The following is a 15,779-nucleotide window of genomic DNA, read 5'->3' on the forward strand; positions in this document are numbered from 1 at the left end:
GCTTGTGCTGAATCCAAACAGGCTCTCCCATTTAAAATTAAACGTATCCCTTTGAAATAAAAGCATTTATCTCACTGGCATGGCGCGTGCAATCACCTTTGCATCGACCCAAAGGACACACCCATGCCCCAGACACTGCCCCAGGCGCTGCTGCATCAAGCCCACACCCGAGGGTCGGCGATTGCCTTGCGTTACAAGCGCCTGGGCATCTGGCAAGAGCGACGTTGGAGCGAACTGGCAGACGACATACGCCAACTCGCCGCAGCCCTTCACCAGCGCGACTTCGGGCCTGACGATGATCTGCTGATCATCAGTCAGGCGCGCCCCGAAGCCTTGCTGCTGGCACTGGCCGCGCAGTGGTTGGGGGGGAGCGTCACGCTGCTCGATCCCGAGCGCGACAATCGTGCGCTGCTGGTGCAACTGCGGCCGACATTTGTTCTCGCCGAAAACGCCGAGGCGATTCCGTCAATCAGTGGGCCCGGTGTGGTGGTGTACCTCGATGGGCGCGGTCTGGATCAACACAAAGGCCCCCACTTGGTCGCTTATGCGGACTTGCGCACGGACCTCCCTGCCCCGGCGTGCGCCACTCAGTCAACCGCCCTCGCCTTTGTGTTCCACGCCGATACCCGCGTGCAGTTGACCCACGGGCAGTTGCTCATGGACGCGCGCACTTTGGTGGCCCGCGAACACCTCGACGCCAATGAGGAAGCCCTGGCCGCGCGGGTTTTCGCCGCCAGCGGGCAGGCGCGCTACTTGCTGGCGCCCTGGCTGCACGCTGGTTTTCGCCTGAACTTCCCCGAAGCCCTGGCCACCCGGGACACCGACCGCCGCGAGCTGGGCCCAACCTTGGTGCTGGGCACCCGTGAATCCTACGGCCGTCTGGAACAGTGGGCACGTGAGCGCCTGCCGCTGCCGGGCACATTCAGTCATCGCCTGTACCGCTGGGCGATGCAGCCAACCCCATCGATCATTCGCCGCTGGCTGGGCCACTGGCTGGTGCGTCGACCATTGCTCGATGTGCTGGGCATGAGCCGCCTGCGCGTGCCTTTGCTGGTAGGGCCAGCGTTGAGCCCGGACAGTGCGGCGTTCTTTACCGCCCTGGGCATCGATCCCGGCCGTTGGCAAGAGCCAGCGCCCCAACACCAACCCGCCGACCAACGACTGCCTCACGCTGTCTGACGAGCCCAACCATGCATGCAACCACTCAAGCGGTCTTACTGCGGCTCGATGACATTACCCTGTCGTTCAAGGGCATCAAGGCCATCACCTCCATCAGTTTCGACGTCAAGGCCGGGGACATCTGCGGGCTGATCGGCCCCAACGGCGCCGGCAAGAGTTCGCTGCTCAATGTGATCAACGGCGTTTACCACCCCCAAAGCGGCAGCATCCACTACGCCGGCCACACCCGACGGCGCATGCGCGCGCATCAGGCGGCCGAAGGCGGGATTGCGCGAACCTTCCAGAACATCGCGCTGTTCAAGGGCATGAGCGTGCTCGACAACGTGCTCACCGGGCGCAACCTCAAGCGCCGCAGCAGCTGGATCGAGCAGATGCTGCGCCTGGGCCGAGCCCCGCGCGAGGAGGACGCGCACCGCCTGCACGCCGAAAAAGTCATCGCGTTTTTGCAGATCCATCCCTGGCGACACGTGCTGGTGGGCACCCTGCCCTATGGCCTGCAAAAGCGTGTCGAACTGGCCCGCGCCCTGGCGTCCGAGCCGACCCTGTTGCTGCTGGATGAGCCCATGGCCGGTATGAACGCTCAGGAGAAAGCCCAGATGAGCCAATTCATCCGCGACATCAACCGCGAGTTCGGCACCACCGTGGTGCTGATCGAGCACGATATCGGTGTGGTCATGGGCTTGTGCGACCACGTAGTGGTGCTCGACTACGGCCGCAAGATCGGCGACGGCACGCCCGAGCAAGTGCGCGCCAACCCCGATGTCATCGCCGCCTATCTGGGAACTTGAGCATGGAATTTTTCTTTGAGGTGCTGATCGGCGGCCTGTTGGCAGGCGTGATGTATTCCCTGGTGGCGATCGGTTTTGTGCTGATCTACAAAGCCTCGGGCGTCTTCAACTTCGCCCAGGGCGCCATGGTGCTGTTCGCCGCACTGACCTTTGTCAGCCTGCTGGAGCGCGGCTTTCCGTTTGTCTTCGCGTTTTTGCTGACCCTGGTGAGCATGGTGGTGCTTGCGCTGCTGATCGAGAAAGTGGTGCTGCGGCCCCTGGTCAATCGCCCGCCGATCATCCTGTTCATGGCCACCCTTGGGCTGTCCTACATGATCGAAGGCTTCGCGCAATTCCTCTGGGGTGCGCAGGTGCATGGCCTGGATTTGGGCATTGCCGACGAGCCGCTGGAAATCCGCGGCATGCTGCTCTCGCAGTTCGACCTGTTCGCTGCCGGCACCGCCGCCGCGTTGGTGCTCGCCCTGTCATTGCTGTTCAACAAAACCCGTATCGGCCTGTCGCTGCGTGCAGTCGCAGACGACCCGCTGGCGTCCATGGCGGTGGGCATTCGCCTGCCGCGCATCTGGGCCCTGGTGTGGGCCGTGGCGGGGTTTGTCGGGCTGGTGGCCGGGTTGCTTTGGGGCGCGCGATTGGGGGTGCAATTCTCGTTATCGCTGGTGGTACTCAAGGCATTGCCGGTGCTGATCATCGGCGGATTTTCGTCCATCGGCGGCGCGATTGTCGGCGGCTTGATCATCGGCGCGAGCGAAAAAATCGCCGAGATCTACCTCGGCCCGATCATCGGCAGCGGCATTGAAAACTGGGTGCCTTACGTTCTTGCCTTGCTGTTCTTGCTGGTGCGCCCTGCCGGGTTGTTCGGCGAGCGCGCCATCGAACGGGTCTGATCGTTTTTTGAGGAAATGCCTGCATGCTGTATCAAGAAGTCGGTCAAATCAGTACCTCCTACGCGGCCGAGCGCCGCACCTTTCGCCTGCGCCAGGACCGCATCGCACTGTGGCTACTGCTGGGCTTTGCCTTTGTGGTGATGCCGTGGTTGGGCAACGACTACTGGTTCAGCGCGATCTTCGTGCCGCTGCTGGTGCTGTCCCTAGCCGGCCTCGGCCTGAACCTGCTGACTGGCTACGCCGGGCAACTCTCTCTGGGCTCGGCGGCGTTCATGGCGGTGGGCGCATTTGCCGCCTACAACCTGCAATTGCGCGTACCCGGTTTGCCGCTGCTGGTGAGCTTTGGCCTGGGCGGCGTGATCGCTGCGCTGGTGGCGGTGTTCTTCGGTCTGCCGAGCCTGCGCATCAAGGGCTTTTACCTGTTGGTAGCGACCCTGGCCGCCCAGTTCGTGGTGGAGTGGGTACTGACCCGCTTCAGCTGGTTTACCAACGACAACGCGTCCGGCGTAATCACCTCACCGCCATTGCTGATCGCTGGGGTTGATTTCAGCTCGCCGTGTGGCCGCTACCTGCTGACCCTCAGCGTGGTCGTGGCGCTGTTCTGGCTCGGTAAAAACCTGGTGCGCAGTGAGCTGGGCCGCAACTGGATGGCCGTGCGCGACATGGACACCGCCGCCGCCGTGATCGGCATTCGGCTGCTCAAAGCCAAGCTGCTGGCGTTTGCCATCAGCGGCTTCTACCTGGGCGTCGCGGGCTCATTGTGGGCCTTCGCCTACCTGGGCACGGTGGAGCCACACGGCTTCGACCTGAGCCGCTCATTCCAGGTGCTCTTCATCATCATTATCGGCGGCCTGGGCAGTGTGCTCGGCAACGTCCTCGGCGCGGCCTTCATCGTGTTGTTCCCGATCCTGCTGGGCAACCTCTTCGCGTTGCTGCCGGCCGGATTGATGGACGCCGGCCAGCTGGAAAACCTTCAGAAGATGCTGTTCGGTGCACTGATCATCACCTTCCTGATCAAGGAACCGGAGGGGCTGGCCCGACTGTGGCAGCGCTTTCGTCAAGGGGCCAGGGTATGGCCGCTGCGTTACTAACTTACTAACCCCCGAGCTGAACCCCGAGGAACTGCCTCCATGAGACACCCCGCACCGCTGCGCCGCCTGGCCTTGGGCCTGGCCTTGATCACCGCCACGCTCACGGGCACCGTCCAGGCCGCCAACGAACAATACTTTCCGTTGCAGAGCTATCGGGTCGGCCCCTATGCCGCCGGTGGCTCCGGTTTCTTCGGTGGGTTTATCGACTACCTGCAATACATCAACGCCAACGGCGGCGTGAACGGCGTCAAGTTGACCTGGAGCGAATGCGAGACCGAGTACGTAGTGGAAAAAGGCGTCGAATGCTACGAGCGCCTCAAGGGCGGTCTCAACGGTGCGCCAGCAGCGGCCACCAACCCGCTGTCGGTGGGCATCGCCTACGCCACGCTGGACCGCTCGACCGCCGACAAACTACCGCTGATCACCATCAACCACGGACGCACCGACTCCACCGACGGCAGCGTCTTCCCCTACGTGTTCCCGTTGCAGCTCAACCCGTATTCGGAAGTCTCGGCGATCATCAACTACATCGGCCAGCGCGAAGGCGGTGCCGACAAACTCAAGGGCAAGAAAATCGCCGTGCTCTACCACGGCTCGCCGTACGGCAAGGAAACCAACGGCGTACTGGAAACCCTGGCCAAAAATGCCGGCTTCGAATTGACCCTGCTGGAAGTGCCACACCCTGGCAACGAGCAACAATCGCAGTGGCTGAACATTCGCCGTCTCAAGCCGGACTGGGTGATCCTGCGCGGCTGGGGCGTGATGAACCCGGTGGCGCTCAAATCTGCGCAAAAAGTCGGTTACCCGGCTGATCACATCATCGGCAATATCTGGAGCAACTCGGAAGAAGACGTGTTGCCGGCCGGCAATGCAGCCAAGGGTTTTATCTCCATCACCACCCACCCGTCCGGCACCGATTTCCCAGTGCTGCAAGGCATCAAGCAAAGCGTGGTGGACGCGGGCAAAGGCAACCTGGCCGATCCGAAGCGCTTCGGCACGGTGTACTACAACCTCGGTGTGGTGAACGGCATTCTCAACGTCGAAGCCGTGCGCCTGGCCCAGGAAAAATACGGCCACCAGCCCCTTACTGGCGAACAAGTGCGCTGGGGTTTCGAACACCTGAACTTGGACGATGCGCGTCTTCAGGCCCTGGGCGCAAAAGGCCTGGTGCAACCGCTGAAACTGTCCTGCGCCGACCATGAAGGCGGCGGCGCGGTACGCTTCCAGCAGTGGGATGGCCAGCGCTGGAACCTGATCAGCGATTGGGTACAAGCCGACCGCGCGCTGCTGCGGCCGATCATCGAAGCCTCGGCGGCGCAGTACGCGAAGGAGAAAGGCATTACGCCGCGTGATTGCAGCAACGAGCAGTAAGATTTCTCCACTGCGATGCAGTTTTTTATGTGGGAGGGGGCTTGCTCCCGATAGCAGTGGTTCAGCCATACCGATGTCGACTGACATACCGCCATCGGGAGCAAGCCCCCTCCCACATTTTGACCGAGGTGTATCAGCTCACTGCGAGTTCCACCACACCCTCATTCAATCGCACCGGCCACACCTGCAATCGTTGGTGTGGCGACTCCAGGCACTGGCCGTCCTAGTACGCGAAGGAGAAAGGCATTACGCCGCGTGATTGCAGCAAGGAGCAGTAGGATTTCTCAGCTGCGAAGCAGTTTTATGTGGGAGGGGGCTTGCTCCCGATAGCAGTGGTTCAGCCATACCGATGTTGACTGACACACCGCCATCGGGAGCAAGCCCCCTCCCACACTTGGACCGAGGTCGATCAGCTCACTGCGAGTTCCACCACGCCCTCATTCAATCGCGCCGGCCACACCTGCAATCGCTGGTATGGCGCCTCCAGGCACTGGCCATCCTAGTACGCGAAGGAGAAAGGCATTCCCCCCCGTGATTGCAGCAAGGAGCAGTAAGATTTCTCCACTGCGATGCAGTTTTATGTGGGAGGGGGCTTGCTCCCGATAGCAGTGGTTCAGCCATACCGATATTGACTGACACACCGCCATCGGGAGCAAGCCGCCTCCCACACTTGGACCGAGGTCGATCAACTCACTGCGAGTTCCACCACACCCTCATTCAATCGCACCGGCCACACCTGCAATCGCTGGTGTGGCGCCTCCAGGCACTGGCCGTCCTGCAAGCGGTAATGCTGCTTATAGATCGGCGCAGCTACCACCAAATCGCCCTTGATACTGCCGACCAATCCACGGCCAATTACATTTGCCCCCGACTCCGGGTCATGGTTGTCGATGGCGAACAGCGTCTGCTCCTGCGCACCCGGCAGGTAGAACAGCGCCACTTGCGCGCCGTCCAGCCAAACCACTACGCCGGAGTTGCTCACCAGGTCTTGCTCACTGCACACCCCTTTCCAGGTGGACAGGTGGTGCTGAGTGTCAGGCTGGCTCATCAGGCAATCTCCTCGATGACGGGAATCAGGTTGAGTTCGGTGGCCATGATCGGCCGGCGCTGGCCGCGTTCCTGGACAAAGTGGATGTCCGGGTCGGGGCGTTTGTCGTTGACGAAGGTGCGGAAGCGCTTGAGTTTTTCCGGATCCTTGAGGGCGTTGGCCCACTCGCATTCGTAGCGGTCGACGACCAGCTGCATCTGCGCTTCCAGCTCCGCGCCCAGGCCTAGGCTGTCGTGCAGGATCACGTCTTTGAGGAAATCCAGGCCACCTTCCAGGCTTTCGCGCCACACAGAGGTGCGTTGCAGTTTGTCGGCGGTGCGGATGTAGAACATCAGGAAGCGGTCGATGTACTGGATCAACGTGGCGTCGTCGAGGTCAGTAGCGAACAGTTCGGCATGGCGCGGACGCATGCCGCCGTTGCCCGCGATGTAAAGGTTCCAGCCCTTCTCGGTGGCGATCACGCCCACGTCCTTGCTCTGGGCTTCGGCGCATTCACGGGTGCAGCCGGACACCGCGAACTTGAGTTTGTGCGGCGAACGCAGGCCCTTGTAGCGATCCTCGATCAGCAGCGCCATTTTCACGCTGTCCTGCACGCCGTAGCGGCACCAAGTGCTGCCCACGCAGGACTTCACCGTACGCGTGGATTTGCCATACGCGTGCCCGGTCTCAAAGCCAGCGGCGATCAGCTCGGCCCAGATATCCGGCAGCTCATGCAACTGCGCGCCAAACAAGTCGATGCGCTGGCCGCCGGTGATCTTGGTGTAGAGGTCGTATTTCTTCGCCACTTCACCGATCACGATCAGCTTGTCGGCCGTGATTTCACCACCGGGAATCCGTGGCACCACCGAGTAGGTGCCGTTCTTCTGCATGTTGGCCATGAACGTGTCGTTGGTGTCCTGCAACGGCACCAACGAGGCGTCCATTATTGGCTGGTTCCAGCACGACGCCAGGATCGAACCGACCGCCGGTTTGCACACGTCGCAACCGGTGTGGCCACGACCGTGTTTGGCCAGCAGTTCTTCGAAGGTGGTCACCCCTTCCACACGCACCAGGGCATAGAGCTCCTGACGGGTGTAGGCGAAGTGTTCGCACAGGCTCTTGTCGACGCTGACGCCACGGGCAATCAACTCGTGTTCAAACACTTGCTTGAGCAAGCCCGCGCAACCGCCGCAACCGGTGCAAGCCTTGGTCTGGGATTTGAGCAGGCCGAGGTCGCTGCAACCGCCGTCGATGGCCGAGCAAATCGCGCCTTTGGTCACGTTGTGGCAGGAACACACCGTGGCCGATTCCGGCAACGCGCCTGGGCCGAGAGTCGGTGCACCGGCGGACGACGGCAGGATCAGGCTGGCCGGTTCCGCAGGCAGTGCAATCGCGTTCTGCATGTATTGCAGCAACGTGTCGTAGTAGCTGTTGTCGCCAACCAGCACTGCGCCGATCACATGCTTGCCCGATGCGTCCACCACTAGGCGCCGGTAACTGGCGCTGGCCTCGTCGATGAACTGATAGCTGCGCGCACCCGGCGTGTGGGCATGGGCGTCGCCGATGGAACCCACGTCCACGCCGAGCAGTTTGAGCTTGGTGGACATGTCGGCACCGACAAAGGGCTCGGCGACCTGCCCGCATAACAGCGCGGCTACCCCGCGGGCCATCTGGTACCCCGGCGCGACCAGGCCGAACAGGCTGCCGTTCCACGACGCGCACTCGCCAATCGCGTAGATGTGCGGGTCGCAACTCAAGCATTCATCGTTGATCACCACCCCGCCACGCGGACCAATCTCCAGGCCAGCCTGGCGCGCCAGGGCGTCCTGTGCGCGGATGCCGGCGGAGAACACGATAAGGTCGGTTTCGAGGAACTCGTCGTTGGCAAAGTTCATGCGATAGCGGTACTGCTCGCCCGCGCTGATCGACTGCGTGGCACGGGACAGGTGCACGCCGACGCCCAGCCGTTCGATCTGGGCCTTGAGCGCCAGACCGCCGAAATCATCCAACTGCACTGGCATCAAGCGCGGTGCGAACTCCACCACATGGGCTTCCAGGCCCAAGCTTTTCAGGGCGTTGGCGGCTTCCAAGCCCAGCAGGCCACCGCCCACCACCACACCACGTCGGGCATTGGCTGCCGCTGCACGGATGGCATCGAGGTCTTGCAAGGTGCGATACACCAACCGCGAATCCCCTTCGGCGCCTTCGATCGGCGGCACGAACGGATAGGAGCCGGTGGCCAGGACCAATGTGTCGTAGGCCACGCAGCCCTGAGCCGTGATCACCTCACGGCGAACGCGGTCGATCTCCAGCACCGGCACGCCCAGGTGCAACGTCACTCCCGGCGTCTGGTACAGCGACGCCTCGGAAAGTGCCAACGACTCGGCATCGCGTCCGGTGAAATACTCGGACAGGTGCACACGGTCATAGGCGCGCATCGGCTCTTCGCTGAACACATGCAGGTGGTAGTGTTGCAGCGCGCCGCGCTCGATCAGTTGCGCCACACAATGGTGACCGACCATGCCATTGCCAACGACGATCAGGGTTTTCATCGGTTTGTTCATATCAGCACCTGACAACATTCATCACGGTTTAAAAAGCAAAAAAAAACGCCTGAAACCTTGCGGTTCCAGGCGTCTTTGCCTGTTCTTATGCGGGATCTGTTCGGACGACTTCGCCGGATCCATCGCTTTATGCCCATGACCTCAATGGCCTGTCGATCGTCGTTGACCGAGTGGGGTTGACGGGGAGCTTGCAGGCTCTATGCCAATTGGCCGCGGAGCCGTACGTGGCGCCGCTGCAGTCTCCTCGCGTCGCCTGAACAGCGTGGATTGCGCATCCAACTGGTGCGCGTTGCATCAAAAAGGCGCGCTTGCATCATCAATTTCCTGGCTGATGAGTGTTGGGGCTGCTTCGCAGCCCAGCGTGGCCGGTGCGACGATTCGACTAGCCCGCACACCCCAACAGCCAGGTCACCAGAACAACCCGGTTCTTCACAAAAAAGCACCCATTGCAGCGTTCGAAAAAACCTGGCGCGTGACTTGCTAGGAACACCTGCATAAAGCAGTCAACGCTGATTGCCCATTCACGACAAAGGCGCCGTGCAACCCCCGTTTCCAAACGGAGGGTTGCAGGGCGCTTTTTTGTTGGCGGGTAAAAAAGTTTAGAGGGTGACGGATGGCAAACCAAAGCGTACGTAGCGTGTGTCCTTATTGTGGCGTCGGCTGCGGCATCGTGATGCAAGTGGAAAACAATAAAGTGGTCAAGGTGATCGGCGACCAGGCCCACCCCACCAACGTTGGCCGCCTGTGCACCAAAGGCACTACGTGCGGCCAAGCCATCGCCGAGTCCGGGCGCATGGAAAACGCTTACCTGCGTGAGCAGCGCGATCACGACCCGGTGCGGGTCGCCATGGACACCGCCATCAGCGAAACCGCCGGCCGTTTGCGCCATATCCTCGACCGTGACGGCCCCGATGCGTTGGCGTTCTACGTGTCCGGACAAATGTCCCTGGAGGCGCAGTACCTGATCAACAAATTGGCCAAGGGTTTTGTGCGCACCCGCAATATCGAATCCAACTCGCGGCTGTGCATGGCCAGTGCCGGCAGCGGCTACAAGCTGTCCCTCGGTTCCGACGGGCCACCGGGTTCCTATGAAGACTTTGACCGCGCCGACCTGTTCTTCGTGATCGGCGCCAATATGGCTGACTGTCATCCGATTTTGTTCCTGCGCATGATGGACCGGGTCAAGGCCGGGGCGAAGCTGATCGTGGTCGACCCCCGGCGCAGCGCCACCGCCGACAAAGCTGATCTGTACCTGCCGATCAAACCCGGCACCGACCTCGCGCTGCTCAATGGCCTGCTGCACCTGCTGGTGAAAAACGGCCACACCGACCCCGGCTTTATCGCCACGTTCACCGAAGGTTGGGAGGTTATGCCCGGTTTTCTTGAGGACTACCCGCCCCACAGCGTCGCTGCCATCACGGGTTTGGCGGAAGCGGATATCCGCCAAGCCGCCGACTGGATCGGCCAGGCCGCCGAGTGGATGAGCTGCTGGACCATGGGGCTCAACCAAAGCACCCACGGCACCTGGAACACCAACGCCCTGTGCAACCTGCACCTGGCCACCGGCGCGATTTGCCGCCCCGGCAGCGGGCCGTTTTCCCTCACCGGCCAACCCAATGCCATGGGCGGCCGCGAAATGGGCTACATGGGCCCGGGCCTGCCAGGACAGCGCTCGGTCATGGTCGACGCCGACCGCACATTTATCGAAGACCTCTGGCAAATCCCGCCTGACCACCTGCCGCGCCAAGCCGGAAACGGCACCGTGGCGATGTTCGAACAGATGGCCGCCGGGCAGATCAAAGCCTGCTGGATCATCTGCACCAACCCGGTGGCCAGCGTGCCCAATCGCCAGACCGCTATCGACGGTTTGCGCACAGCAGAACTGGTGATCACCCAGGACGCCTACCTCGATACCGAGACCAACCGCTACGCCGACATCCTGCTGCCCGGCGCGCTGTGGGCCGAGGCCGAAGGGGTGATGATTAATTCCGAGCGCAACCTGACCCTGATGCAAAAGGCCGTCGATGCACCCGGTGAAACCTTGCCGGACTGGCAGATCATCGCCCGTGTCGCCTGTGAAATGGGCTTTGCCGACGCGTTCACGTATGCCAGCGCCGCCGACGTGTTCGAAGAAATCAAACGCGCCTGGAACCCCAAGACCGGCTATGACATGCGCGGCGCAAGCCATGCGCGCCTGCGTGAACAACCGTTGCAATGGCCTTGCCCTTCAGCCGACGGCGCAGACCGAAACCCGATCCGCTACCTGAATACCGGCACGCTCAGATTCGCCACCGACAGCGGCAAAGGCCAATTCTTCCCGCGCCCCCATATGCCGCCTGCGGAAATGCCCGACGACCGCTTCCCTTTCGTGCTCAACACCGGCCGCCTGCAGCACCAGTGGCACACCCTGACCAAGACCGGCAAAGTCGCCACCCTGAACAAACTCAACCCCGGCCCGTTCGTGGAAATCCATCCCGATGACGCCGCGCGCTTGGGCCTCAAGGCCAAGGAACCGGTGGAGGTGCGCTCCTTGCGCGGGCGTGCCGTGCTGCCTGCGGTGATCACTGACCGCGTGCGGCCCGGCAACTGCTTTGCGCCCTTCCACTGGAACGATGTGTTTGGCGAGCACCTGGCGATCAATGCGGTGACCAACGATGCCGTCGACCCGATTTCCCTGCAGCCCGAGTTCAAGTGCTGCGCGGTCGCGCTGGCCCGAGTCGAGCTGATCGATCATCAATTCCTCGACCAACCGGCGCCCACTTCCCATGACCTTCCGGAGGACCTCACCATGTTGCGCCTCGACGCCTTCGCCGATCTCGCCGGTATCCGTAACAGGCCGGTGCCGTCACTGAGCGACAGTGAACGCACCTACCTCGCCGGCTTCCTCAGTGGCCTGCACTCCAGCGCCGCGCGGCAGGACGCTGGCGTCCCGGTGATGCCGGCAAGCGCGCCATTGGCCCAGGACACTCGCTTGTGGCTGGACGGGTTGCTCGGTGGTTTGTTCAGTCGCACAGGCGCTGCACCGCTCCCCTCCCCGGACGTCACCCTGTTGTGGGCCTCGCAGACCGGCAACGCCGAAGCCCTGGCCGAGCGCTTCGCCAAACGCCTGCGCGAAGCGGGCATCAGCGTGGAACTGAGCGCCATGGCGGACTTCCCGACGAGCAAACTGGCGAGTACCCACAACCTGGCGCTGATCAGCAGCACCTTTGGCGACGGCGACCCACCGGACAATGGCGAAGGTTTCTGGCACAGCCTCAGCACCGTCGACACGCGCCTGGAGTCCCTGCGCTTTGCCGTACTGGCCCTGGGTGATCCGAATTACGACCAGTTTTGCAGGCACGGCAAAAGGCTTGATCAGCGCCTAGTGGAACTGGGGGCGACGCGCCTGCTGGAACGCGTCGACTGCGATACCGAATTCGAAGAACGCGCCGATGCCTGGCTGACGAAGTTGCAGCAAACCCTCAACCCGGCAAAGCCCGTCACACTCGCCGCCACACCCGCCGGCAAAACCAAACTGCATCAATCACGCCTGCTGCTCAACCGGCACCTGAACCCCCAGAACGCCCACAAGGAAACTCGCCAATTCGCCCTGGACCTGGCGGACTCCGGCCTGACCTACGAAGCCGGAGACGCCCTCGGCGTGCGGCCGCGCAACTGCCCGGAACTGGTGAGCGAACTGCTGGAGCTGACCCACCTGAGCGCCAGCGCCTCGGTAAACATCGACACTTTTGGTGAGGTATCGCTGCAACAGGCGCTGACCCAGCACTTCGAGATCGCCCGTCCTGGCAGCGAGACCCTGGCCTTTATTGCCGAGCGCAGTGCCAATCCGGGCCTGGAACAACTGCTGCGGCCCGAGCGCAAGGCTGAACTCAAAGACTGGCTATGGGGCCGACAGCTCACGGATGTGCTGCAGCAATATCCCATCGACTGCTCGGCGGACGAGCTACTGGGCACCCTGAAACGTCTGCAACCGCGTCTGTATTCGATTGCCTCCAGTGCCAAGGCCCATCCCCACGAAGTGCACCTGACGGTGGCCGCCGTGCGTTATGGCAAGCGCAAAGGCGTGTCCTCCACCTTCCTCGCCGACCGCGTCGGCGACGGCGAAGTGCCGGTGTTTGTGCAGCCGTCCAAACACTTCCGCACGCCCAACGACGGTGACGTGCCGATGATCATGATCGGTCCCGGCACCGGTGTGGCGCCGTTCCGTGCGTTCTTGCAGGAGCGTCGGGCCCTGGGGCATCAGGGGCGTAACTGGCTGTTTTTTGGCGAGCAGTACGCCGCCAGCGATTTTTATTACCAGGACGAACTGCAAGGCATGCAGCGCGACGGCCTGCTCACTCATCTGAGCCTGGCGTTTTCCCGCGACCAGGCGCAGAAGATCTACGTGCAGGACCGCATCCGCGAACACGGCGCCGAGCTGTGGCGCTGGTTGCAGGACGGCGCCAAGCTGTACATCTGCGGGGATGCCAGCCATATGGCCAAGGACGTTGACCAGGCACTGCGCCAGGTCGCAAATACCCACGGCGGACTGGGCGTAGAGGACGCCGTGGAGTACTGGCGCCAACTGAGTGAGCAGAAGCGTTATCTGCGTGATGTCTACTGATTGGATACAGAACAATCGCCGATTGTATTGTGTACAAAAAACCCTAAAGATTTGCCGGCATCTAGCCGAAACAGCGGTGATAGCAAATCGCCGCGCTGCGGGTGCAGAATGCGACGGTTTCACCACCCTCCGTGCTGATGGTCGTCTCGATGAAAATAAAAAATAAACTTGTACTGGCGTTTGTCTCTGTCGCGTTTATCCCGGTCAGCCTGGTGGCGGTGATCTCTGTCATGAACACGCGGACCCAGGCGGTCGATCAGTTCATCGACGGCAGCACCCGCGAAATCCGCCAGATCGATGGCAATATCCGTCAGTTCTTCGACGGCACGCTGCAGAACGTCGATCAAATGGCCACGGATCCTGTATACACCTCCGTCAACACCCTCAAGAATTACCAACCCGCCGACGCTGCCAGCCAACCGATGCCTGCGGCCGCGCAAGAGGTGATCGACCGATTCGCCCGGTTTGGCGCCACCCATCCGGCGGCGGCCATCCTGTCCATCGGCCTGGAAGACGGCACCTACGTCAAATGGCCCGATGATCCACAACTGGCTAAATACGATCCACGCACACGCCCCTGGTACAAAGCCGCGATGGCCAGCCCCGGCAAGACCGTGCGCACCCCGGCGTACTATTACGACAAAGACGACGTGGCCCTGGTGGGCACCGCGCGGGCATTGCTGGATAACGCCGGCAAGGCCAAGGGGGTGTTCGTGGTCAGCGTGTCGCTGAAGAACCTCACCGAGTTGGTCAAGAGCATCAAGCTCGGCGAAAGCGGCTACGTAATGTTGATCGAGGACGGTGTGGTGCTGGTCGACCCGCGCGACGCCGCCCACAGCTTCAAGCCGCTCAAGGAGCTGGGTGCCGCCTATGCGCACTTGGCCGAGACACCCCAGGGTTCTACCGAAGTGGAAATCAACGGCGTGCGCTACATGGCCAACGTGTGGACCTCTCCCGGCCTGGGCTGGCGCTATATCGGCCTGATCGAACACCGCGAAGTCATGGCCGAAGCCACGCGCATGACCTACCTCACCGCCGTCATCGTCGGCGTGCTGGTGCTGATCTTCGGCGTGCTCGCGGCGGCGTTTTCCAAAGTGATCGTCAAGCCCATCGGCCAGGTCAGTACCGGTTTGCAGTCGATTGCCGAGGGTGAAGGCGACCTGCGCCACGAACTGCACGTGCAGGGCAAGGATGAAACCGCTGAACTCGCTGGCTGGTTCAACAAGTTCCTCGCCGCCATCCGCCAATTGATCCAGCACATCGGCGCGGCCTCGGCCAATTTGCACAACGCCTCCAAGGTCAACAGCGAAGTGGCGCACAACATGAACGAAGCCGCCGGGCGCCAGCGCGAGGCCGTGGAACTGGTGTCCACCGCATTCAACGAAATGGTCGCCACCGCTAACGAAGTCGCGCGCTCCTGCAGCAGCGCGGCAGAGTCGGCGGAGAACGGCCATCGCCGTGTGGCCGAGGGCAAGCAACAGATCGAGGTCACCACCGATAACGTCAACCGCCTGGGCCGCCGTCTGACCGAGTCGTCCGACGCCATGGTCGAACTCGAAGCCGGCAGCCGCAGCATCAACCAGATCATCGGCACCATCCGCGCGATTGCCGAACAGACCAACCTGCTGGCGCTCAACGCCGCCATCGAAGCAGCCCGCGCCGGTGATCAGGGTCGTGGTTTTGCGGTAGTGGCCGATGAAGTACGGGCGCTGGCCAAGCGCACTTCCGACTCCACCGGCGAAATCGAAAACCTGCTGGGCACCCTGGAAAACAAGACCCAGGAAGTCACGCAAAAAATGGGCAGTTGCCTGGACCTGTCACGGGCCAGTGTGTCGTCCATTGAAAGCGCGCGGGACAGCTTTGAAGGCATCCAGTTGTCGGTCAACGAGATCCGCGATCAGAACCTGCAAATCTCCGCCGCCGCCGAGGAACAACACAGCGTGGCCGAAGAAATCAACCGGCATATCCAGCAGATCTACGACGAAGCGCGCCTGGTGGAAAGCCTGGCCAACTCCGCGCAAGACGACTCGGGGCGCTTGTCGAATTTGTCGGATGAGCTCAATGGGTTGGTGGGACGCTTCAAGTCCTGAGGGTTGGCAAGCACATTGATCAACCGCAGCCCAGCGCGGGGCAAGCCCGCTCACCACAGGGTTATGTGTTGGTCTTTAGGAAGTATGGAGATGGCCATGCTGCAATGGCCGTGGGCATCTACACATCTGTGGTGAAGACATACCCTGAGAAAACGACGCTCTTGTGGTGAGCGGGCTTGCCC

At 62.1% G+C, this 15,779-nt stretch carries 9 protein-coding genes and 1 pseudogene; 8 read left to right on the plus strand and 2 right to left on the minus strand.

The genetic code is table 11. The annotated features are described in order from the left end of the window. The first annotated feature begins 123 nt into the window (after nt 1-123). Genes BW43_RS21035 through BW43_RS21015 form a run of 5 tightly spaced genes read left to right on the plus strand, consistent with a single transcriptional unit; the run spans nt 124 to nt 5,313 of the window. Nucleotides 124-1,179, plus strand: a complete 1,056-nt coding sequence (locus BW43_RS21035) for an AMP-binding protein (protein ID WP_032885301.1) — start codon at nt 124-126, stop codon at nt 1,177-1,179. Between the two features lie 11 nt (nt 1,180-1,190). Then, entirely contained in the window at nt 1,191-1,967 is a 777-nt protein-coding gene (locus tag BW43_RS21030; RefSeq protein WP_032885302.1) for an ABC transporter ATP-binding protein, read from the plus strand. A gap of 2 nt (nt 1,968-1,969) precedes the next feature. Next, nucleotides 1,970-2,851, plus strand: coding sequence for a branched-chain amino acid ABC transporter permease (locus BW43_RS21025; protein ID WP_032885303.1), 882 nt, complete (start codon nt 1,970-1,972; stop codon nt 2,849-2,851). Nucleotides 2,852-2,874: 23 nt separating this feature from the next. Beyond that, nucleotides 2,875-3,942, plus strand: coding sequence for a branched-chain amino acid ABC transporter permease (locus BW43_RS21020; RefSeq protein ID WP_032885304.1), 1,068 nt, complete (start codon nt 2,875-2,877; stop codon nt 3,940-3,942). A 39-nt stretch (nt 3,943-3,981) separates the two neighbouring features. Continuing rightward, nucleotides 3,982-5,313: an ABC transporter substrate-binding protein gene (locus BW43_RS21015; RefSeq protein WP_032885305.1), complete on the plus strand. Its 1,332-nt coding sequence runs from the start codon at nt 3,982-3,984 to the stop codon at nt 5,311-5,313. A 685-nt stretch (nt 5,314-5,998) separates the two neighbouring features. On the opposite strand, the gene nirD is transcribed toward BW43_RS21015, so the two are convergent. After that, on the minus strand, nt 5,999-6,361 hold the full coding sequence (nirD, locus tag BW43_RS21010) for a nitrite reductase small subunit NirD (RefSeq protein WP_032885306.1): 363 nt from the start codon (nt 6,359-6,361) through the stop codon (nt 5,999-6,001). Continuing rightward, a complete protein-coding gene (nirB, locus tag BW43_RS21005; RefSeq protein ID WP_155989944.1) occupies nt 6,361-8,904 on the minus strand; it encodes a nitrite reductase large subunit NirB in 2,544 nt (847 codons plus the stop codon). Before nirB ends, nirD begins: the two co-directional genes overlap by 1 nt. A gap of 613 nt (nt 8,905-9,517) precedes the next feature. On the opposite strand from nirB, the gene BW43_RS21000 reads away from it, so the two are divergent. From BW43_RS21000 to BW43_RS29510, 3 genes and pseudogenes are all read left to right on the plus strand, one after another. Then, on the plus strand, nt 9,518-13,507 hold the full coding sequence (locus BW43_RS21000; protein WP_032885308.1) for a bifunctional nitrate reductase/sulfite reductase flavoprotein subunit alpha: 3,990 nt from the start codon (nt 9,518-9,520) through the stop codon (nt 13,505-13,507). A gap of 230 nt (nt 13,508-13,737) precedes the next feature. Next, nucleotides 13,738-14,742 (plus strand): annotated as a pseudogene (locus BW43_RS29505) (cache domain-containing protein); the annotation flags it as partial. Between the two features lie 87 nt (nt 14,743-14,829). Further along, entirely contained in the window at nt 14,830-15,597 is a 768-nt protein-coding gene (locus BW43_RS29510; RefSeq protein WP_371260683.1) for a methyl-accepting chemotaxis protein, read from the plus strand. The last annotated feature ends 182 nt before the right edge of the window (nt 15,598-15,779 follow it).

This window comes from Pseudomonas sp. RIT357 (assembly GCF_000632245.1).
Taxonomy (GTDB): Bacteria; Pseudomonadota; Gammaproteobacteria; order Pseudomonadales; family Pseudomonadaceae; genus Aquipseudomonas; species Aquipseudomonas sivasensis.

What these genes read in the sequence shown, in the direction of transcription:
- nirB (WP_155989944.1), bottom strand. Translation starts at nt 8,904, where the DNA reads ATGAACAAACCGATGAAAACCCTGATCGTCGTTGGCAATGGCATGGTC.
- nirD (WP_032885306.1), bottom strand. Translation starts at nt 6,361, where the DNA reads ATGAGCCAGCCTGACACTCAGCACCACCTGTCCACCTGGAAAGGGGTG.
- BW43_RS21035 (WP_032885301.1), top strand. Translation starts at nt 124, where the DNA reads ATGCCCCAGACACTGCCCCAGGCGCTGCTGCATCAAGCCCACACCCGA.
- BW43_RS21015 (WP_032885305.1), top strand. Translation starts at nt 3,982, where the DNA reads ATGAGACACCCCGCACCGCTGCGCCGCCTGGCCTTGGGCCTGGCCTTG.
- BW43_RS21000 (WP_032885308.1), top strand. Translation starts at nt 9,518, where the DNA reads ATGGCAAACCAAAGCGTACGTAGCGTGTGTCCTTATTGTGGCGTCGGC.
- BW43_RS29510 (WP_371260683.1), top strand. Translation starts at nt 14,830, where the DNA reads ATGAACGAAGCCGCCGGGCGCCAGCGCGAGGCCGTGGAACTGGTGTCC.
- BW43_RS21030 (WP_032885302.1), top strand. Translation starts at nt 1,191, where the DNA reads ATGCATGCAACCACTCAAGCGGTCTTACTGCGGCTCGATGACATTACC.
- BW43_RS21025 (WP_032885303.1), top strand. Translation starts at nt 1,970, where the DNA reads ATGGAATTTTTCTTTGAGGTGCTGATCGGCGGCCTGTTGGCAGGCGTG.
- BW43_RS21020 (WP_032885304.1), top strand. Translation starts at nt 2,875, where the DNA reads ATGCTGTATCAAGAAGTCGGTCAAATCAGTACCTCCTACGCGGCCGAG.